Genomic DNA, 18,502 nt, shown 5'->3' with positions numbered 1-18,502 from the left:
TGGTGGCGCCGTGACTCAGCTGCGGTCCATGGCGCTGGCGGTCTTCGTTCCGTCCGCCATCTACGGAATCGGTTCGGGCGCAGCGGCTCCCATGCTGCCGCTGCGCGCACTCGAACTCGGCGCGTCGGTCGGAACCGCAGGCGTGGTCGTCGCCATGATGGGCTTCGGGCTCATCCTGGGCGACCTGCCCGCGGGTCGGCTGGTGGCGCGCACGGGGGAGCGCAAGGCGATCGCGCTCGGTTCCTTCACCTGCGCACTGGGTCTGCTCGTGGCCATCCTCGCGCCGAATATCGCCGTGTTCGCGGTCGGGCTGCTGATCAACGGCGCCTCGGGTGCGGTGTGGGGGCTGGCCAGACAGACCTACATCGTTGCCGTGGTGCCGAGTGTCGATCGGGGACGGGCCTTTTCGGCGCTGGCCGGGTGGATGCGGTTCGGGTTCTTCGCCGGACCCTTCCTCGGGGCGGGTGCGGTGCACTGGCTCGGCCCGATCGGTGGGTTGTGGATCCAGCTCGTCGCCATGCTCGTCGCGGGTGCGCTGGTGTTCGCCATGCCGGAGACCGAGGGTTCGCCGACGGTGGTCAGCGACAACACGATTCGCTCGGTGGTGGTCGAGCATCGCAAGCTGCTCAGCACGCTCGGACTCGGCGCTCTGCTCATGGGCGCGGCACGGGCGGCACGACAATCGCTGCTGCCGTTGTGGGCGGTGCACATCGGTGCCGACGCGGCGACCACCAGCATCATGTTCGGTATCGCGGGCGCGGTGGACGTGTTGATGTCGTATCCGGCCGGAATCTGGCTGGATCGCTACGGTCGCAGGGCGATCGGCGTTCCCGCGATGTTCGCCTTCGCCGCGGGGTATGCCCTGTTGCCGTTGGCGGAGTCGGTGGTCGGGCTGACCGCGGTCGCGGTGTTGCTCGGCTTCGCCAACGGGTTGAGCAACGGCGTGATCATGACCGTCGGCGCCGATGTCGCCCCGCCCGGTCAGCGCGCGGAGTTCCTCGGCGCCTGGCGGCTCACCCACGACATCGGCATGTTCGCGGGTCCGATCGCGGTCGGCGCGATCAGCGCGGTGACGGTGCTCGGCGCGGCGGCGGGCGCGCTCGCGGTGGCGGGTCTCGGTGGAGCGGCCGCGATGTATCGCTGGTTCCCCGGACGGCCGGTGGCGCCGGTCGCGGTGCCCGAACAGCAGGCCGTGAGTCTGCGCGAGCCCCGGGAGTCGGTGGACAGCAGCTGACCGCGCCCGCTCGGTCGGCGGCCTACGGCCAGGAGGGGTCGCGTCCGGTGAGGCCGAGGATGCGGTCCAGGAGGGGAGCGGTGGCATCGACGGGGAATTCGGGGCCGTAGATGCCCATCTGACGACCCTGTTCGGCGGTGGCGGCCGTCTCGTCGTAGGTGGCGCGCAGGAAATCGTCGTCCCAGTGTGGCGTGGCGCCGACGGCACGGGCGAGGTCCCAGCCGTGGACGATCAGTTCGCCGACCACCATTCCGCCGACCAACGGTGCGGGCAGTTCCGTCGGCCCGCCCATGTGGGTGACTCCCCGCCAGGCGGCGGGGTCACTCCACGCGGTGGTGAGTGCGTCGAGGTGCGCATCGAGGGCTGCGGCCCAGTCGCCCGCGGTCAGGTCGATTTCGGATTCGGCGGCTGCCGGGGGTGTGATCGCCTCCTTGCGTGCGGCGCCGACCAGCGACGGGCCCCAGAAGAGCAGGTGGTTGAGCAGGGCTCGGATATCGAACTCGGCGCAGGGGGTCGGGTCGGACAGTCGGGCGGGATCGACCGTGTGGATGAGCTTCGACAGTGGCGTCGCGGCGTGCGCTACGCGTTCGGTTTCGGGCATGTACCGAGGTAACCACCGCGACGCGGCGCTGTCTTGAACAAACGCGACATAGACTCGCCGGGTGGAACGCGACCCCCGCGAACTGGGCGGTGCCTGGCAGGTGTCGCAGCGCCACCGGTTCATCGCACCCTCGGCGGACCTCGCACGGTATGTCGACCGGTACTGGGCCGTCACCTGGGATTACGAGCGGCCGTTTCGGCAGTTGGTGGTGCCGCTGCCGAACGTGCACCTGACCTTCCGCGACGGTCGCGCCGAACTGCACGGTCCCTCGTCCTCGCACGTCTACCGCGAGCTCACCGGCTCGGGGTCGGTGTTCGGGGTGGCCTTCCGGCCCGGCGCGTTCCGCCCGTTCCTGGACGGTCCGGTGGCAGACCTGCGGGATCGAACGATCGATGCGGCAGCGGTTTTCGGCCCGGAATCGCCTGACCCGGTCGATGTCGGCTCGGTCGAGGGGCACCTCCGCGCGCACCTGCCCGTCGCAGACCCGGAGGCCGAGCGCGCGGGGCGGATGGTGGCGATGATCGCCGACGACACGGGCCTCACCACCGTCGACGCGCTCGCGGGGCGCTGCGGGATGAGTGTTCGCCGGGTGCAGCGGTTGTTCGCCGAATATGTCGGCATCGGGCCCAAGTGGGTGATCCGCCGCTACCGCCTGCACGAGATCACCGAGCGGCTCGCCGACGGCGTCGACATCGACTGGGCGGCGCTCGCCGCCGACCTCGGGTACGCGGACCAGCCGCACCTCAGCCGCGATTTCCGCAAGATCTTCGGCGAACCACCGACCAGCTACGCACAGCGGTACGAGCGGTAGCCGGCGCGACAGGTAGCGCATGACACCGCGCGGGCGCCCCTACAGTGGAGATATGTCGTCATTCGATCGGCATCCGTCCACCGTCGCGGACTTCGACGATGCGCGTCGGCGGGATCGGTTGCGTGAAACCAGGCTGGGACACGGGTGGCGCAGTTGGCGCCGGACCAGGCTGGCGGTGCTGCGAATTCTCGGGGTGCTGCTGGTCGCGATGATCGTGTTCGGGCAGTACTGGGTGCACGATGTGGCTCCCGAACGCGATCGGCTGGCACAGACCACGCCGGAGTTGCTGCCCGCGAATCTGCCCGCTGACGCGCGGGATTGGGATACCGCGGTCGTCGATTTGGTGGGGCTCGGGGGAGTCAACGCGGCACCGACCGCCAAAGCCCTGCCCGCGCTCAGTCGCCTCGGAGTGGTGTGGGCGGTGCGCTACGACAACGCGGGCATCGACACCAAGGTCATCGCCGAGATGATCGTGCGGGCCGCGCGATACGGCAATGTGCGCAATATCGTGCTGGTCGGCCACAGCATGGGCGGGATCATCGCGCTCGAGGTGGCGCGTCATATCCACCTGGGCAGCGATCGGCGATTGGTGGCCGTTGTGCTGGACTGCACGCCGATGGATCTGGACGCGGTCCGACCCGAGAGTCGCAGCCGCGGCGCCGATCTGGTGCGGTGGGTGGGCTGGTTGCCCGGGGCGAGGGAGAGCAGGCTGCTGCGCTTCGTGGTCGAGATGTCGGCTCGGCGTGAACGTTTCGCGCAGCGGGACGGACTGTTCTTCGATATCGACTACCGCGCCATGGGTAAGGCGTCCTCAGAGGTATTGCGCGACAAGATCTTCTCTCGTGATGCCGCCAGCAACGGGTTGATCGAGGCGCAGTTCCTGGCGATCGTGGCGGGCGGCGGCACGGCGGATTTGCGGGCGCTCGGCAAGCCGAATCCGGACAAGCGAAACCCGGCGATCGTGTTCATCCGGCCCCGCGAGGCGGCGCGCGACGACGTGGTGGACGTGGAGTATTCGCACAGGGTGCTGATCGAACAGTCCGGCGGCGTCGACGGCACCCTGTCGGTGGTCCGGCCGACCCAGACCGAGCATGCGAATCCGATTCAGCGACCCCGTGAATACAACGAGGTCATCGAGGCGCAGGTACTGCCGTTCGTGCGCCGCTATCAGGAAGCCAATCGCAATGATCCACCCTGATCAGCGCACCCGGGCCCCGAGAATGGTGCGAACGCCCGCGATGAACAGCTGCAAACCGAAGTCGAATCGAGCTGTGGGATCGGGAGTGTCGAGCAAGGGCGTGTCGTCCTCGGGCAGCGCGCCGACGGAATCCATCTGCATGCGCGACTGCTCGTCGACGGTCTGGCCGAGCACGTAGTAGAGCAGGGTGTAGGCCGTGAGATCGGCTTCCTCCCTGGTCATTCCGGCACGGATGACAATGCCCGCCAGGCGTTCACGCGCTTTGCTCGTGGTCAGACGTGAGGCGTAGGTAGCCGAAACCAGTTCCGCGCCGTCGCGATAGGCGAGCAGGCAGTCGCGCAGTCGGTGGGCGAGTTCGGTGAGCTGCGCGGGCCATTCGGTGGCCGTGATCGGCTCGTCCATCGGAGCGAGAATCCGGTCGGCCACCGCGCCGAGCAGGGACTGCTTGTCCTTGACGTGCCAGTACAGCGCCCCCGGCTGCACCTGCAGCGAGCCGGCGAGCCGGCGCATCGTCAGGTCGGCGAGCCCGTACTGATCGAGAATCGCGACGGCGGCATCGACCACATCCGTCTTCCGCAGTTGCACGCGCGTCCTTCCGTCCGATTTTCCGACCCGAGTGTCGTGACTCACTCGCAGCCGCTACCCTATCCTGAACACCGTTCAAGTTGCACGGCCACGCCGGGTGGATCACACCCACGGCTCGTGCGCAGACCCCCGTCGAAGGGACATCACGTCGTGACGCAGGCACCCGTCCAGACCGATATTCTGGCCATCGCCCGTGAGCAGGTGCTCGAGCGCGGCGAGGGCCTCACCGAGCAGCAGGCCGTCGAGGTGCTGCGCCTGGGTGACGAGCATCTGGAAGCGCTGCTCGAGCTCGCCCACGACGTGCGGATGAAGTGGTGCGGCCCAGAGGTCGAGGTCGAGGGCATCATCAGCCTCAAGACCGGTGGTTGCCCCGAGGACTGCCACTTCTGCTCGCAGTCGGGCCTGTTCCAGTCGCCCGTGCGCGCAGCCTGGCTCGACATCCCCAGCCTGGTCGAGGCGGCCAAGCAGACCGCCAAGACCGGCGCCACCGAGTTCTGCATCGTCGCCGCGGTGCGTGGTCCCGACGAGCGCCTGATGGCGCAGGTCGCCGCCGGTGTGGAGGCCATCCGCAACGAGGTGGACATCCAGGTCGCGTGCTCGCTGGGCATGCTGAACCAGGAGCAGGTCGACCAGCTCGCCGCGATGGGCGTGCACCGCTACAACCACAATCTCGAGACCGCCAAGTCGCACTTCCCCAAGGTGGTCACCACCCACTCCTACGAGGAGCGCTTCGAAACCCTGCGGATGGTGCGCGAAGCGGGCATGGAGGTGTGCTGCGGCGGCATCCTCGGCATGGGCGAGACCATCGAGCAGCGCGCCGAGTTCGCCGCGCAGCTGGCCTCGCTGAACCCCGACGAGGTTCCGTTGAACTTCCTCAACCCGCGGCCCGGCACCCCGTTCGGTGACCTCGAGGTGCTGCCCGCCGCCGACGCGCTGCGCGCGATCGCCACGTTCCGGCTCGCGATGCCGCGCACCATCCTGCGTTTCGCCGGTGGTCGCGAGATCACCCTCGGCGACCTGGGCGCCAAGCAGGGCATGCTCGGCGGGATCAATGCCGTCATCGTCGGCAACTACCTCACCACCCTCGGCCGCCCCGCCGAGTCCGATCTCGATCTGCTCGGTGAGCTGAGCATGCCGATCAAGGCGCTCAACGACACCCTGTAAAACGCTGTGTACGATCGAGTATCGACCCAGGTCGCGGCCGTCGAGTCGCACTTCGCAGAGGCGGTAACAGCATTGGACGAGCGCTACAACCCGTTCACGGGTAAGCGGATCGTGCCCGGGCTCGACGACGCGATGCCCGTGTCGGCCGCGCTCGGTCTCGAACCGCCGCGATTCTGCGAGCAGTGCGGTCGCCGGATGGTCGTGCAGATCAGCCCCGACGGCTGGTGGGCCAAGTGCTCGCGCCACGGTGTCATCGAATCGGCACGGCTGGAACGTCGGTAGTGCTCGGCCGCGAGGAGCGCCCTGAGGTGTTGCGTCGCGAGGTCGTCGGCGTCGGCATCGTCGTCGCGGCGGTGCTGGTGGCGAGTGCGGCGGCCGGGGTGGTGTGGGGTCTGCTCGCACCGACCGAGCGGTTGCGGGTGACTCAGCCCGGTCGCGCCACGGTGCTCACCGGCGAGAGTCTGCACCTGTTCGACGCGGTCGGGATGTTCCTGTGTATCGGCGCGGTGGTCGCGGTGCTGAGTGCGGTCGGTGCCTGGCGGGTTCGGATCACCCGCGGGCCCGCTCTCGTGCTCGGCATGCTGTTCGCCTCGGGGCTCGGCGCGGCGCTGATGATGTGGATCGGGGAATGGGTTGCGGGCGTGCGTCATCCGCGTGCCGATGATCCGGCGGTCGGCCAGATCATCGCGCTGCCAGCGGAAGTCGGCACCGATCTCGCCCTGCTGATACAGCCGTTCCTCGCTGCCCTCGTGCTGTTGTTTCTCGCCGCACTGCACCCGTCTGTCGATCTCGGTTCCGGCGCTGCCGGACTGCTCGGTGACCTGCGTCCGGCCGATTTCGGCGACGAGCCCGACGCCTACCGACTGCCGTACGGAGTCGAACAGTATCGGCCCAGCGGCGATTTCGATCCGAGTTCGCAACCACGCGGCTGAGCGATCATTGCGCGATACCATTTCTGCATAACAGCAGGTAGATGCCTGGTGGTGGTGCGAGAGGAACGGTCGTGGCATTCATCGGTGGTGGTCCGGTCGTCGAGGAACTCGACGCGAAATTCTGGCGGCTCACCGAACCGCTCACCTATCAGGGCGCGGTCGAAACCTTCACGGTGCCTGCCGGATTCCGCACCGACTTCGCCTCGGTGCCCCGCGCGCTGGTATGGCTGATCCCGCGCTACGGCGCCTACACCAGGGCCGCGATCCTGCACGACTATCTGTGCCGCACAGCCGAAGTCGGACCCGCCGACGCGGACGGGATATTCCGGCGCAGCCTGCACGAGGCCGGGGTCTCGGTGCCGCGACGCTGGATGATGTGGACGGCGGTTCGCCTCGGTAGCCGGTTGCGCGGGGCGCGTGCGGTCGACGTGCTCGGCTGGTTGCTGATCGCGGTGCCCTCGCTGGTCTTTCTCGCGGTCCCGGTGCTGGTGGTGACCGCTGCGCTGCTGGTGTTCTGGGTGGTCGAGCTGGGGTTCTGGGCCTTGGGTCGGATCACGCGCAGCACCGCGGCACCGCCGCCGACACCGCAGATGAAAACGGCCTGAGCCCGGATCTCACCCGGAACGGGGGAGGCGGCCACCCCTTCGCGTGGCTACCGTTCGGCGCATGTCCGAGCCGAGCACCGAACCCGCGACCGCGGCCCCGCCTGCCGAATGGTCGATTCCGCGCGGCCTGATCGTGCTGCTGTCGCTCGCGGCCATGGTGGTCACCATCGCCGGACTAGAGGCCTTCTCCGGCGTGGTCGGACCGGTCTTCCTCGCACTCATGCTGACCATCGCGGTGCAGCCGATCCAGACTTGGGCGCGGCGCAGGGGCTGGCCCGCCTGGCTCGGCATGGCGGCCGCGCTGGTGGCGGTGGTCTCGATTCTGTTCGGAATCGGTGGCGCGCTGGCACTGTCGGCGGCGCAGCTGGCCTCGCTGCTGCCCAACTATGCCGACGAACTCAACAGATTGCTCGACCATGGGCGCGACTGGCTGTCGAGTGTCGGGGTGGGCTCCGACCAGATCCACAAGGCGCTGAGCGGGATCGATGTGGGCAAGGCCGCCGGTGTGATCGAGGAGGTGCTCGGCGGCTTGCTCGGGGTCTTCTCGAGTCTGTTCCTCGTGGTGGCGCTGCTGCTGTTCATGGCCGTCGACGGGATGACGATGAACCGTCGGCTGGCGATGGTGGCCGACGAGCGGCCCGCGATCGCGCAGGCACTGGGCGATTTCGTTGCCGGGACACGCAAATACCTCATTGTGTCGACGGTGTTCGGCGCCATCGTGGCCGTGATCGACGGTGGCGCACTGTGGTTGATGGGCGTGCCGCTGCCGGTCCTGTGGGCCTTGCTGTCGTTCATCACCAACTACATCCCGAACGTCGGGTTCGTCATCGGCGTCATTCCGCCCGCGCTGCTCGCCCTGCTCGACAGCGGGCCGGAGCTGATGATCTGGGTGATCGTGGTCTATTCGGGAATCAACTTCGTGATCCAGTCGATCATTCAACCCAAGTTCGTCGGTGATGCCGTCGGCCTCGGGGTGACCATCACGTTCGTGTCGCTGGTGTTCTGGGCGTGGGTGCTCGGTGCGCTCGGTGCGCTGCTGGCGATTCCGCTGACGTTGCTGGTGAAGGCGCTGCTGTTCGACATCGATCCGACAACGCGATGGGCGGACGTGTTGATCGGTGCGCCGATGGGCAAAGAGCCCGCGCCGCGCGAGGAACCGGTCGAGCCCGCGCCGCGCGAGGAACCGGTCGAGCCCGCGCCGCGCGAGGAACCGGGCAAGCCCGCACAGGCCGAGACGGCGGTGGACAAGGAATAGCGGGCGCCGTGGATCGGTTCACCGGAAAACCAGTGGAATGTGGTCGCACCCGCTCCCTATCCTGGCGGCATCGTTATTTCGGGGGAGGACCTTGACCATGAAGACCGCAGCCGAGCAGGCCACAGCGCAGCCAGCTGAGCGACCCGATCTTGTCGCCTGGCGCCGCCGCCATGCCCTGCGCAGCTCGTCGGCCGCCACCGCGGTGCCCAGCGGACGCACCTATCGGCGCTCGTCGAAACACCGCGATCGTCGCCACGATTCCTGAACGGGGCCGGGCTATTCCGGTTTCGTCCGGGTCAGCACCACCAGCGGTAGCGGCTTGTCGACCTTGGCCTGATATTCGGCCAGCAGGGAATTCTGTGCCAGTGCCCAGGCCGCGAACTCGTCGTACCGCTCGCCGGTCAGCACGTCGGCCGTCGCCGCGAACTTCTCGCCGGCCAACTCGATCGTCACCAGCGGATCAGCCTTGGCGTTGTGATACCAGGCGGGATACCGATCCTCGATGAACGAGCTCACATACATCACGTCGCCGCGATACAACGCCCCCAGCGGAACCACATGTGGTTTACCGCTTTTGGCGCCCGTCGTCGTCAACAACAACAGCGTCGCACCCGCGTAGTCGCCCCCGACCTGCCCATTGTTCTCCCGGAATTCTCGAACCACCCCATCGTTCCAACCGGCCATCTCGTCGGCTGAGAACTCCCGGTTCCACGGTGCGTCCGGGTCGTCGTAGGAGGTGGTCTCTTTCGCGTCCACGGGGGTGTTGTCCATGACGTCAGTGTGACACCGGCCACCGACAACTTTTCGGCCCTCGGAACCGCCACGGCTATGCGGTCTGCACGGTGATCCGGTAGCCGAGGCCGATCCCCTTGCCGATGTACGCGGCTCCGCCGAGGTGGAGCCAACGGTCGGTGCCGCCGCGCGGATCAGCCAGGAACGTGGCACGCACGTATTCGACGCCGGCGGGAAATCCGCCGGCGGGGGCGGACACGGTGCTCATGACGTACGCCTCAGCCCACACCCGGGGTTCGTCCGCGATGTCGCGCAAGGGCGCCACATCGGGGACGAAGACGCCGAACTCGTCGGCCGGTGCACGAAGAGACTGGAGGAACTTCCCCGTGACGGCGAGCCGCACCACACCGGTGTAGACGGTGCAGCCCGGGGCCAACTGCAACGGCGGGGCGGGTTGGATGTCGCACTGCAAGGCCATCTTCCGACTGTACGGACCGCCGGGAGCGGGGCCTTCGGTCTCACATATCGAGCCCGAGATCGAGTACACGCACGGAGTGCGTCAGGGCGCCGATGGCGAGGTAGTCGACGCCGGTGCCCGCGTACTCGGTGGCCTGATCGAGTGAAAGTCCGCCGGAGGACTCGAGTTTCGTGTCGGGAGCCGCCGCGTTGCGGCGCTGGACGGCTGCCTGCGTCTGCCAGAGCGCGAAGTTGTCCAGCAGCACCAGTTCGACGTTCTCGGCGAGCACCGCGTCGAGTTGTTCGAGGCTGTCGACCTCGACCTCGCAGGCGATATCCGGGGCCAATTCGCGGACCGCGCGCAGGGCGTCGACGACCGAACCCGCGGCGACCACGTGGTTGTCCTTGATCAGCGCGGCATCGCCGAGCCCCATCCGATGGTTCACGCCGCCACCGACGCGGACCGCGTACTTCTGCAGGGCGCGCAGGCCGGGCAACGTTTTGCGGCTGTCGCGGATCTTGCACTCGGTGCCCTCGACCGCGTCGACCCAGGCGGCGGTCGCGGTGGCGATGCCGGACAGGTGACAGACCAGGTTGAGCATGGTCCGTTCGGCGGTGAGCAGGCCGCGGGTGGGCGCGACGACGCTCAGCACCGAAGTGCCCGGCTCCACCCGGGTGCCGTCGGGGACACGCGCGGTGATCTCGTAGGCATCCGCGCCGAGAACCTCGTCGAGCACGAGCAGCCCGACGTCGAGGCCCGCGACGGTGCCGTGCTGGCGTGAGACCACCGAGGCCTTGCTCACGGCGTCTTCGGCGACGGTGGCGACCGTGGTGACATCGGGCCCGTAGCGCAGGTCCTCGTCGAGAGCGGTACGGATCAGCGTCAGCAGCTCATCACGATCCAGGGTGGCGTCCAGAGCCATCACTGCACTCCTGTTCTCCGGGCGACTGTGCGCCGCGTCGATCGGGCGGGGCGAGTTTCGCTCCGCCGGAATTGCTTGAACAACAGACCGGGCGGGCGATGTCACCGCACCCCGGTCGGCAAGGGCTCGAAATCGACTGCCGCGGTGGATAGCTCGAGTGCGCCGTGCGCGTCGAGAGCGACGGCGATGCTGTGCCGCTGTCGGTCGACGGGCCCCGGATACTCCGAGCGGGTGTGGCAGCCGCGACTCTCCTGACGTGCCGCCGCCGCGAGCAGCAGGGCACGCGCAGTCACAGTGAGCGCCGCGTCCTCGATGCGGCGCAGGTGCGGGGCCGCGGTCACCGAATCCTCGGCAGTGTCGAGCATCGGCACGATCGAACTCGCCGCATCGATACGCGTCAGCGCGTCGGTGAGTCCGGCGCCGTCACGCACGACGGAAGCGTGCTCGGTCATCGCCTGCTGTACCACCGAACGATCAGCGAATTCCAGTGTCCACGAAGAGATCTCATCGACCCGAGCTCGCGTCCCGACACGTTCGGCCGCCGCCGCGCCTGCCCGCTCACCCACCACCAGCCCTTCGAGCAAACTGTTGGATGCCAGTCGGTTCGCGCCGTGCAGTCCTGTTCTGGCGACCTCGCCCGCGGCGTAGAGCCCCGCGACACCGGTGCGCCCGTGCGTATCGGTGACGACGCCACCGCACTGGTAGTGCGCGGCGGGCGCGACCGGGATCAGTTGCGCCGCAGGGTCGATTCCCGCCGCCAGGCACGACGCGGTGATCGTCGGGAACCGCTGGGCGAACCCGTCGACGGCACGCGCGTCGAGGAAGACATGGTCGGTGCCCGACGCGCGCATGCGCTCGGCGATCGCGCGCGACACCACATCCCGGGGAGCCAGGTCGCCTCGCGGATGCACCCCTTCGGTCACCGAGTGCCCGTGGGAATCCACGAGTATCGCGCCTTCGCCACGAACGGCCTCGCTGATCAACGGCCGCCTGCCCACCCCGCCCGGGGTGTAGAGCACGGTCGGATGGAACTGCACGAACTCGAGATCGGCCACCGCCGCCCCGGCCCACAATGCCAGCGCCACACCGTCCGCGGTCGCCCCCGGCGGATTGGTGCTGAGCGCGTAGAGCTGCCCGAGCCCGCCGGTGGCCAGCAGGACAGCGGGCGTGTGCACGACACCGAAACCGTTGTCCGACACCGCGATAACGCCCTGCACGCCGTCGGCGCCGGTTACCACGCGCAGTGCGGCGGCACCGAACACCACCGGCAGCCCCGCCGCGTTGAGCGCGCGCTGCACCTCGGCGCCGGTGGCGTCTCCGCCGGCGTGGATGATGCGACGCGTGCTGTGCCCGCCCTCGCGAGTGCGCGAGATCTGCCCGTCACGACCGAGGTCGAATACCGCGCCGAGGTCGGTCAGCGCGGCCACCGCGGCCTGCCCGCCCTCGACGATCGAACGCACCGCGGCGACCTCGCACAACCCGGCGCCGGCCTCGACCGTGTCGAGCACGTGCGAGTCCACCGAGTCACTGAGCGGTGCGACGACAGCGATGCCGCCTTGCGCGTACTGGGTCGAGGTATCGGTCGGACCGCCCTTGCTGAGGATGAGCACCCGCAGCCCACGCAACGACGCCGTACGCGCCGCGGTGAGACCGGCCACGCCCCCGCCGATGACGACCAGGTCGACCTCGGCTTCCCAGGAAACCGGAACCGTCATGGTCGTTACCGGCTCGGCCCCGCGGCGGCGGTCATTCGCCACCGCCGGAGTTGCCGATGGCGATCATCCGCTGCACCGAGGCGCGACCGGCCTCGGCCATCGCCAGGTCGACGTGCACCTCGTCGGCACCCTCGACCAGGCAGCGCAGCAGCGCGGCCGGGGTGATCATCTTCATGTACTTGCAGGACGCGCGATCGTTGACGGCCTGGAAGTCGATCCCGGGCGCCGCCTTGCGCAACTGGTGCAGCATGCCGATCTCGGTCGCCACCAGCACCTGGCTGGAGCGCGAGGCCTTCGCCGCGTCGATCATCCCGCCGGTCGACAGGATGTGCACCCGCTCGGCCGGGAACGCACCCTCGCCTGCCAGATACAGCGCCGAGGTGGCGCAACCGCACTCCGGGTGCACGAAGAGCTCGGCATCGGGGTGGGTGCGGGCCTGCTCGGTGAGCTCGTCGCCGTTGATACCGGCGTGCACGTGGCATTCGCCCGCCCAGATGTGCATGTTCTCGCGGCCGGTCTCACGCTTGACGTGCGCGCCGAGGAACTGGTCCGGCAGGAACAGCACCTCACGGTCGCGGTCGATCGAGTCGACCACATCGACGGCGTTGGAGGAGGTGCAGCAGATGTCGGTGAGCGCCTTCACCTCGGCGGTGGTGTTCACATACGACACCACCATCGCCTCGGGGTGCTCGGCCTTCCAGGCGCGCAGTTCCTCGGCGGAGATCGAATCGGCCAGCGAGCAGCCCGCGCGCTGATCCGGGATGAGCACGGTCTTGGCCGGGCTCAGGATCTTGGCGGTCTCGGCCATGAAGTGCACGCCGCAGAACACGATGGTGTCCTCTTCGGCCTCGGCCGCGATGCGCGAGAGCGCCAACGAGTCGCCGACGTGGTCGGCCACGTCCTGGATCTCGGGCAGCTGGTAGTTGTGCGCGAGGATGGTCGCATTGCGTTCGCGCGCCAGGCGGCGCACCTCCTGCGCCCATTCCGGCGTCGCCTCGACACCCGCGTAGCCCGTGGGTCCGTCGAAGACCGAATCCATCAGCGTCCGCTGTGCAGTCGTCGTCGCCATGGTGGCTCCCTTCATCGTGCGAGCGGCTCCATCGCCGCGATTCGCACCTAACCAGGTTTTCGACTTATAATCGAAAACGTGCCCCATAGTAACACCATCCACGAATCGCTCACCGCGGTGTTCCAGGTACGCCGCTTCCCCTCGAGCATTTCCGCAGGTAGAGGTGCCAAGCATCCGGAGTTGGCGGTTCTGCTGTGGGAACGTGCGCTCGATCCGCAGAAAGGCACGTGGTCGCTACCCGGCGGCCGCCTGCGCGACGACGAAGACCTCGACACCTCCGCCCGGCGCCAACTCGCCGAGAAGGTCGACGTGCGCGATCTGCGCCACCTCGAGCAGGTGTCGGTGTTCAGCAACCCCGACCGAGTCCCTGCCCCGCGCCGCATCGCCTCGGCCTACCTCGGCCTCGTCCCCCTCACCACCGAACCCGAACTCCCGTCCGACACCACCTGGCACCCGGTCTCGAACCTGCCCGACATGTCCTTCGATCACCGCACCGTCGTCGACCACGCCCGCACCCGCCTGGCCGCCAAACTCTCCTATACCAACATCGCCTACGCACTGGCTCCCGACACGTTCACCATGTCGACTTTGCGCGAAATCTATTGCGCCGCACTCGGCTACGACGTCGATACCACCAACCTCCAACGAGTTCTCACTCGCCGCAAGGTGATCACGCCCACCGGCGATACCGCTCCCTCCGGCCGGGCGGGAGGTCGGCCCGCGGCGCTCTACCGCTTCACCGACTCCGGTCTGCGCGTCACCGACGAATTCGCCGCCCTACGGCCACCGACCTGAGCGCGAGGCTCGGGCCGGGGCGAGTGCGAGATTCAGGCTCGGGTCGCCAGCAATTCGGCGACAAGGGCTTCGATGCGGGACTTGATCTCGTCGCGGATCGGGCGCACCGACTCCATGTCTTTGCCCGCGGGGTCTTCCAGGACCCAGTCGCGATAACTCACGCCGGGAAATACGGGACAGGTGTCGCCGCAGCCCATGGTGATGACGACGTCGGAGGTTTCCACAGCGTCGTAGGTGAGGACCTTCGGGGTCTGGTCGGCGATATCGATGCCGAGTTCGGCCATCGCCGCGACCGCGGACGGGTTGATCGTCTCGGCGGGCGCGCTGCCCGCTGACCGGACCTCGACGGCGTCACCGGCGAGGTGGGTGAGGAAACCGGCGGCCATCTGGGAGCGACCGGCGTTGTGGACGCAGACGAACAACACGCTGGGCTTGGTGGTCATGTGGGGCGATGCCTTTCAGTTGGCCGGGGAGGCCGAGGGTGTGGTGGAGGGAAATCGTTGACGCAGTGCCAGCGAGACATAGACCAGCGCGACGAGGACAGGGACCTCGATCAGGGGGCCGACGACTCCGGCGAGTGCTTGGCCCGAGGTGGCGCCGTAGGTGGCGATCGCGACCGCGATGGCGAGTTCGAAGTTGTTGCCCGCGGCGGTGAAGGCGAGGGTGGTGGTGCGGGCGTAACCGAGGCCCATGGCGGCCCCGAGGGCGTAGCCGCCGCCCCACATCACGGCGAAGTACACCAGCAGGGGGAGGGCGATGCGCACGACGTCGAAGGGATGGGCGGTGATCTGCTCGCCCTGCAAGGCGAACAGGATCACGATGGTGAACAGCAGACCGTAGAGCGCCCATGGGCCGATCCGGGGCAGGAATTTCTCCTCGTACCAGTCGCGGCCCTTGGCGCGTTCGCCGAGGCGGCGGGAGAGGAAACCGGCGAGCAGCGGGATCCCGAGGAAGATCAGGACCGATTTCGCGATCTGCCAGGGGGAGACGTCGATCGTGGTCTGCTCGAGGCCGAGCCACCCGGGCAGGACCGACAGGTAGAACCAGCCGAGCACGGCGAACATGAAGACCTGGAAGACCGAGTTCAGAGCCACCAGTACGGCGGCGGCTTCGCGATCGCCGCAGGCCAGGTCGTTCCAGATGATCACCATCGCGATGCAGCGGGCCAGGCCCACGATGATCAGGCCGGTGCGGTACTCGGGCAGGTCGGGTAGAAACAACCAGGCCAGGGCGAACATCAGCGCGGGGCCGAGTACCCAGTTCAGGACCAGCGAGCCGATCAGCAGCTTGCGGTCGCCGGTGACCGAGTCGAGGCGGTCGTAGCGCACCTTGGCCAGCACCGGGTACATCATGATCAGTAGGCCGAGCGCGATCGGCAGGGAGATGCCGTCGATCTCGACCGCGCTCAATGTGTCGCCGAGGCCGGGAATCACACGCCCGAGCAGCAGCCCGGCGGCCATCGCGACCCCGATCCAGACCGGCAGGAAGCGGTCGAGCGTGGACAGTCTGCCCACGACAGGGGGGTGGTCGGTGGTGGTGCTCATATGGTCACCGCTCCGGCCTCGGTCGCGAGCACATCCGACAGCCGCGCCAACGCGTGCGGGATGACCCGGTAGTACACCCAGGACGCGCGGCGTTCGCTGGTCAGCAAACCGGCTTCGCGCAGCACCTTCAGGTGGTGGGAGATGGTCGGTTGGGTCACGTCGATACCCGTCGACAGGTCGCAGACGCAGGCCTCACCACCGGCGCGGGACGCGATCGCCGAGAGTAGCCGCAGTCGAACCGGGTCGGCGAGCGCCTTGAACAGCACGGCCAGCTCGGTGGCGGTCTCGCCGGTCATCGGTGCGCGGGTGCTGAGTGTGGCCTCACACGAGGGTGTGGCCACACTCAGCGGCAGATCCTGATTCGACATACGTCGATATTGATCGATGTCTAATCAAGAAGGCAAGCGAACATCGTGTGAACTCGCTCGCAACGGGGGCCGGTCAGGCGCAGCAGCTCGCGCCGGAGTCGACCGCCTTCGCCTTGGCCTCGGTGCCGCAGCAGGCGCCCTCGGCCTCGGCTTCGGCGGCGGTGCCGCAGCAGGCCTGGACCGCTTCGGCGTCGGTGTGGCCGAGTTCGGGTGCGGTGCCGAAGGTTTCGCTGTCGGACAGCACCGTGTAGACCTCCCACCGTTCGGCGCCCGGCCCGGTCACCCACACCTTGTCCTGGGTGGCGAAGCAACAGGTGGTCGCGATCTGCTCCTCGGTGAACAGGCCCGCTTGCGAGAGTCGGGCGATCTCGCCGTGTACCTGCTCGGAGGATTCGACCTCGACCCCGAGGTGGTTGATGGACCCGCCCTTGCCCGCGTTCTCGATCAGTACGAGCTTGAGCGGGGGCTCGGTGATCGCGAAGTTGGCGTAGCCGGGCTTGCGCTTGGCGGGTTCGGTAGCGAACAGGGTGGAGTAGAACCGCACGGCGGTGTCGAGGTCGTCGACATTGAGGGCCAGCTGGATACGAGACATGATCGAACCTCCACTTGTGTGACATATATCGAAGAACTTGTGATGCCGAGTCTGCTCACCTTTTCGACATATGTCAATACCGCAGGTAGGGTCGATGTCATGCCGAAGGCGCTACCGATGATCGATATGTCCGCCCCCGTCTGCTGCGCGCCCGTGGCGGCCGGGCCCGTCGACGACGCCGCCGCGCTGGAGGTGGCGTTGCGGCTCAAGGCGATCGCCGACCCGGCCAGGGTCAGATTGCTGTCACTGCTGCTGACCAGCCCACTCGGCGAGGAGAACGGCGGCGACCTCGCCGCCGCGGTCGGGCTGAGCGAGTCCACGGTCTCTCACCATCTCGGCCAGTTACGCAAAGCGGGCCTGGTGGAGTCCGAACGGCGGGGGATGAACACCATCCACCGCGCCCGCCGCGACGCACTGTCCGCGCTGTGCACGGTGCTCGATCCCAACTGCTGCACATAGTCTTCCGCGATGCCGCCCCCTGCGAGCTTCGCCGTGGGTTGATCTGTCCTCAGGCGGTGAGCTCGCGTTGCAAAGGGGTGCGGAAGCGGGGGATGGCTCGGACTTCGCCGAACCAGGTTGTGGTGCGGGCGATCTCGGCGTCGATGAGTTTTTCGGTGTCGGTGCCCACATCTTCGAGTAGACGGGTCACTACTTCGCCGTCGGAGCGTTGGGCCCAGCCGCCCACTATGCGGCCGTCGGCCCAGATGGTGGGGCCGATGTTGCCGTTGGTGTCGAAGAGGGCGGCGGTGTGTTGGCCGAGGAACCAGTCTCGGGATTGCCAGCCCATGGGGGTCGGGTCGAGGGCGGGGAGTAGGGCTGCCCAGGGTTCGGGAGTGGGAACGGGGGCGAGGTCGTCGGCGAGGATTATGCCGGGGGTGCCGTCGAGGTCCACTTCGACTGTGTCGAGTTCTGCCAAGGCTTTTCGGACTTCACCGAGCGTCCAGCCGGTCCACCATTTCAGGTCGGTGACGGGGGCCGGGCCGAAGGTGTGCAACCACTGACGCACCAGTTCGACGCGGGCCTGTGCGGCGGGCAACGGTGAAAACCCTGCGGGCAGCCAGGTTTCCACGGGGGCCCAGGTGTACTGGCTGCTGGTCCAGCTGCCGTTCGGGCGGCCGCGCACGATGCGGCCTTCGGCGCCGAGGACGACCAGGACCCAGGTGGTGATGCTGGTCGGTTTGGAATAGGACTTGCCGGGCGCGGTGTCTATCTGGGTGCGCAGGCGTGGCACATCTTTGCTCAGTTGGACGCCGGTCGCCGCGCCGCGGGTCAGCAATGCCGCGTGGGTCTCGGCTTCCACGTCGGCGAGCCACGTCGAGATGTCGCCGTCGACCACGCCGGCCTGTTCGATGTAGCGACCGTAGGTGCGGCGTTGCTTGTGGGCCAGCGCATCGCAGGTGGAGGCCTGCAGAACGGGCAGCAATTCGGTCGGCGCGACGAACATCGTGCGGCGCATGGCGAGCATACGAATCAGGGCGCGGTCGTCGTAGAGCGCCTTCTCGACATCGGCCGGGGTGAGATCGATGCCACGGGCGCCGACCGAAAGGAACACCGTCGCCGGGTCGGTGGCGTGCAGAACCACCATCGAGCGCGCGATGTCGACAGGGTCGTTCGAGCGGGCCGACGGCGCGAGGCAATGCCTGGTCGCCAATCTGGCGCGACGCTGCGCGGTATCGATCGAGAGCATGAGCGGATGGTATGCGGGGACACCGACAACCACGCGCAGGTGCGGCGCGAGCGGGGTCGGCTCGGCTGTGCTGTCGAGGGCGCGTCAGCTCGGCAATTCGTCGCATCCCAGCCGCCACGACAGTATCCACCCCGGTTCGGCAGGGATCGAAGAGTTAGTTCGGGCGTCAGGTGCGGACGAGGTCGGGTACGGAGGTGGATCGCGTTGTGGGGCAACGGTGATCGGCACCCGTGCGT

The 18,502-nt window shown here is 68.1% G+C and carries 23 protein-coding genes; 11 read left to right on the top strand and 12 right to left on the bottom strand.

Going from position 1 to position 18,502, the window contains the following annotated elements; translation table 11 throughout:
* The first annotated feature begins 28 nt into the window (after positions 1–28).
* Positions 29–1,234 carry an MFS transporter gene (locus IBJ82_RS28035; RefSeq protein ID WP_194829001.1) on the top strand — a complete coding sequence of 402 codons (1,206 nt, stop codon included), beginning with the start codon at positions 29–31 and terminating at the stop codon, positions 1,232–1,234.
* 22 nt (positions 1,235–1,256) lie between these two features.
* Here IBJ82_RS28035 and IBJ82_RS28030 read toward each other — a convergent pair whose 3' ends face one another.
* Complete coding sequence (locus IBJ82_RS28030) at positions 1,257–1,835, bottom strand: TIGR03086 family metal-binding protein (protein WP_194828965.1); 579 nt, start codon at positions 1,833–1,835, stop codon at positions 1,257–1,259.
* A gap of 61 nt (positions 1,836–1,896) precedes the next feature.
* Between IBJ82_RS28030 and IBJ82_RS28025 the strand changes: the two genes are divergently transcribed.
* Together IBJ82_RS28025 and IBJ82_RS28020 are read left to right on the top strand one after the other, a co-directional pair.
* Positions 1,897–2,646: a helix-turn-helix domain-containing protein gene (locus tag IBJ82_RS28025; RefSeq protein WP_194828964.1), complete on the top strand. Its 750-nt coding sequence runs from the start codon at positions 1,897–1,899 to the stop codon at positions 2,644–2,646.
* Positions 2,647–2,698: 52 nt separating this feature from the next.
* The gene (locus IBJ82_RS28020) at positions 2,699–3,844 is read left to right on the top strand and encodes an alpha/beta hydrolase (RefSeq protein WP_194828963.1); all 1,146 of its coding nucleotides are present in this window, start codon (positions 2,699–2,701) and stop codon (positions 3,842–3,844) included.
* Here IBJ82_RS28020 and IBJ82_RS28015 read toward each other — a convergent pair whose 3' ends face one another.
* Positions 3,845–4,429 carry a TetR/AcrR family transcriptional regulator C-terminal domain-containing protein gene (locus IBJ82_RS28015; RefSeq protein ID WP_194828962.1) on the bottom strand — a complete coding sequence of 195 codons (585 nt, stop codon included), beginning with the start codon at positions 4,427–4,429 and terminating at the stop codon, positions 3,845–3,847. It abuts the gene before it with no gap.
* Between the two features lie 150 nt (positions 4,430–4,579).
* On the opposite strand from IBJ82_RS28015, the gene bioB reads away from it, so the two are divergent.
* The 6 genes from bioB (at position 4,580) to IBJ82_RS27985 (ending at position 8,650) form a co-directional block, all read left to right on the top strand.
* Entirely contained in the window at positions 4,580–5,593 is a 1,014-nt protein-coding gene (gene bioB / locus IBJ82_RS28010; protein ID WP_056824775.1) for a biotin synthase BioB, read from the top strand.
* Positions 5,594–5,665: 72 nt separating this feature from the next.
* On the top strand, positions 5,666–5,875 hold the full coding sequence (locus IBJ82_RS28005; RefSeq protein ID WP_056824887.1) for a hypothetical protein: 210 nt from the start codon (positions 5,666–5,668) through the stop codon (positions 5,873–5,875).
* A 26-nt stretch (positions 5,876–5,901) separates the two neighbouring features.
* Positions 5,902–6,525: a DUF2567 domain-containing protein gene (locus IBJ82_RS28000; RefSeq protein WP_370585516.1), complete on the top strand. Its 624-nt coding sequence runs from the start codon at positions 5,902–5,904 to the stop codon at positions 6,523–6,525.
* 71 nt (positions 6,526–6,596) lie between these two features.
* Positions 6,597–7,130, top strand: a complete 534-nt coding sequence (locus IBJ82_RS27995) for a DUF1353 domain-containing protein (RefSeq protein WP_194828960.1) — start codon at positions 6,597–6,599, stop codon at positions 7,128–7,130.
* Between the two features lie 61 nt (positions 7,131–7,191).
* Positions 7,192–8,385, top strand: a complete 1,194-nt coding sequence (locus IBJ82_RS27990; RefSeq protein WP_194828959.1) for an AI-2E family transporter — start codon at positions 7,192–7,194, stop codon at positions 8,383–8,385.
* Between the two features lie 97 nt (positions 8,386–8,482).
* Positions 8,483–8,650, top strand: coding sequence for a hypothetical protein (locus tag IBJ82_RS27985; RefSeq protein WP_194828958.1), 168 nt, complete (start codon positions 8,483–8,485; stop codon positions 8,648–8,650).
* Positions 8,651–8,661: 11 nt separating this feature from the next.
* Here IBJ82_RS27985 and IBJ82_RS27980 read toward each other — a convergent pair whose 3' ends face one another.
* The 5 genes from IBJ82_RS27980 to nadA form a co-directional block, all read right to left on the bottom strand.
* Complete coding sequence (locus IBJ82_RS27980; RefSeq protein WP_194828957.1) at positions 8,662–9,156, bottom strand: nitroreductase/quinone reductase family protein; 495 nt, start codon at positions 9,154–9,156, stop codon at positions 8,662–8,664.
* Between the two features lie 55 nt (positions 9,157–9,211).
* Complete coding sequence (locus tag IBJ82_RS27975; protein WP_194828956.1) at positions 9,212–9,595, bottom strand: hypothetical protein; 384 nt, start codon at positions 9,593–9,595, stop codon at positions 9,212–9,214.
* Positions 9,596–9,635: 40 nt separating this feature from the next.
* The gene (nadC, locus tag IBJ82_RS27970) at positions 9,636–10,496 is read right to left on the bottom strand and encodes a carboxylating nicotinate-nucleotide diphosphorylase (RefSeq protein ID WP_194828955.1); all 861 of its coding nucleotides are present in this window, start codon (positions 10,494–10,496) and stop codon (positions 9,636–9,638) included.
* A gap of 101 nt (positions 10,497–10,597) precedes the next feature.
* A complete protein-coding gene (locus IBJ82_RS27965; protein WP_194828954.1) occupies positions 10,598–12,211 on the bottom strand; it encodes an L-aspartate oxidase in 1,614 nt (537 codons plus the stop codon).
* A gap of 31 nt (positions 12,212–12,242) precedes the next feature.
* On the bottom strand, positions 12,243–13,280 hold the full coding sequence (gene nadA / locus IBJ82_RS27960) for a quinolinate synthase NadA (protein WP_194828953.1): 1,038 nt from the start codon (positions 13,278–13,280) through the stop codon (positions 12,243–12,245).
* A gap of 78 nt (positions 13,281–13,358) precedes the next feature.
* Here nadA and IBJ82_RS27955 point away from each other — a divergent pair, with 78 nt between their 5' ends.
* Complete coding sequence (locus IBJ82_RS27955) at positions 13,359–14,075, top strand: NUDIX domain-containing protein (protein ID WP_194828952.1); 717 nt, start codon at positions 13,359–13,361, stop codon at positions 14,073–14,075.
* Positions 14,076–14,107: 32 nt separating this feature from the next.
* Here IBJ82_RS27955 and IBJ82_RS27950 read toward each other — a convergent pair whose 3' ends face one another.
* From IBJ82_RS27950 to IBJ82_RS27935, 4 genes are all read right to left on the bottom strand, one after another.
* The gene (locus IBJ82_RS27950; protein WP_194828951.1) at positions 14,108–14,518 is read right to left on the bottom strand and encodes an arsenate reductase ArsC; all 411 of its coding nucleotides are present in this window, start codon (positions 14,516–14,518) and stop codon (positions 14,108–14,110) included.
* Positions 14,519–14,533: 15 nt separating this feature from the next.
* Positions 14,534–15,619, bottom strand: coding sequence for an ACR3 family arsenite efflux transporter (gene arsB, locus IBJ82_RS27945; RefSeq protein ID WP_194828950.1), 1,086 nt, complete (start codon positions 15,617–15,619; stop codon positions 14,534–14,536).
* On the bottom strand, positions 15,616–15,987 hold the full coding sequence (locus IBJ82_RS27940) for a helix-turn-helix transcriptional regulator (protein WP_194828949.1): 372 nt from the start codon (positions 15,985–15,987) through the stop codon (positions 15,616–15,618). Before IBJ82_RS27940 ends, arsB begins: the two co-directional genes overlap by 4 nt.
* Before the next feature lie 73 nt (positions 15,988–16,060).
* Positions 16,061–16,579: an ArsI/CadI family heavy metal resistance metalloenzyme gene (locus IBJ82_RS27935; protein WP_194828948.1), complete on the bottom strand. Its 519-nt coding sequence runs from the start codon at positions 16,577–16,579 to the stop codon at positions 16,061–16,063.
* A 99-nt stretch (positions 16,580–16,678) separates the two neighbouring features.
* Between IBJ82_RS27935 and IBJ82_RS27930 the strand changes: the two genes are divergently transcribed.
* Entirely contained in the window at positions 16,679–17,038 is a 360-nt protein-coding gene (locus IBJ82_RS27930; RefSeq protein WP_056824741.1) for an Rv2640c family ArsR-like transcriptional regulator, read from the top strand.
* A gap of 49 nt (positions 17,039–17,087) precedes the next feature.
* Here the strand turns inward: IBJ82_RS27930 and IBJ82_RS27925 are convergent, their stop codons facing one another.
* Positions 17,088–18,266, bottom strand: coding sequence for a winged helix DNA-binding domain-containing protein (locus IBJ82_RS27925; protein ID WP_194828947.1), 1,179 nt, complete (start codon positions 18,264–18,266; stop codon positions 17,088–17,090).
* Between the last annotated feature and the right edge of the window lie 236 nt (positions 18,267–18,502).

This window comes from Nocardia sp. XZ_19_231, from assembly GCF_015355705.1.
Taxonomy (GTDB): domain Bacteria; phylum Actinomycetota; class Actinomycetes; order Mycobacteriales; family Mycobacteriaceae; genus Nocardia; species Nocardia salmonicida.
This window is presented reverse-complemented; position numbering and strand designations above follow the sequence as displayed.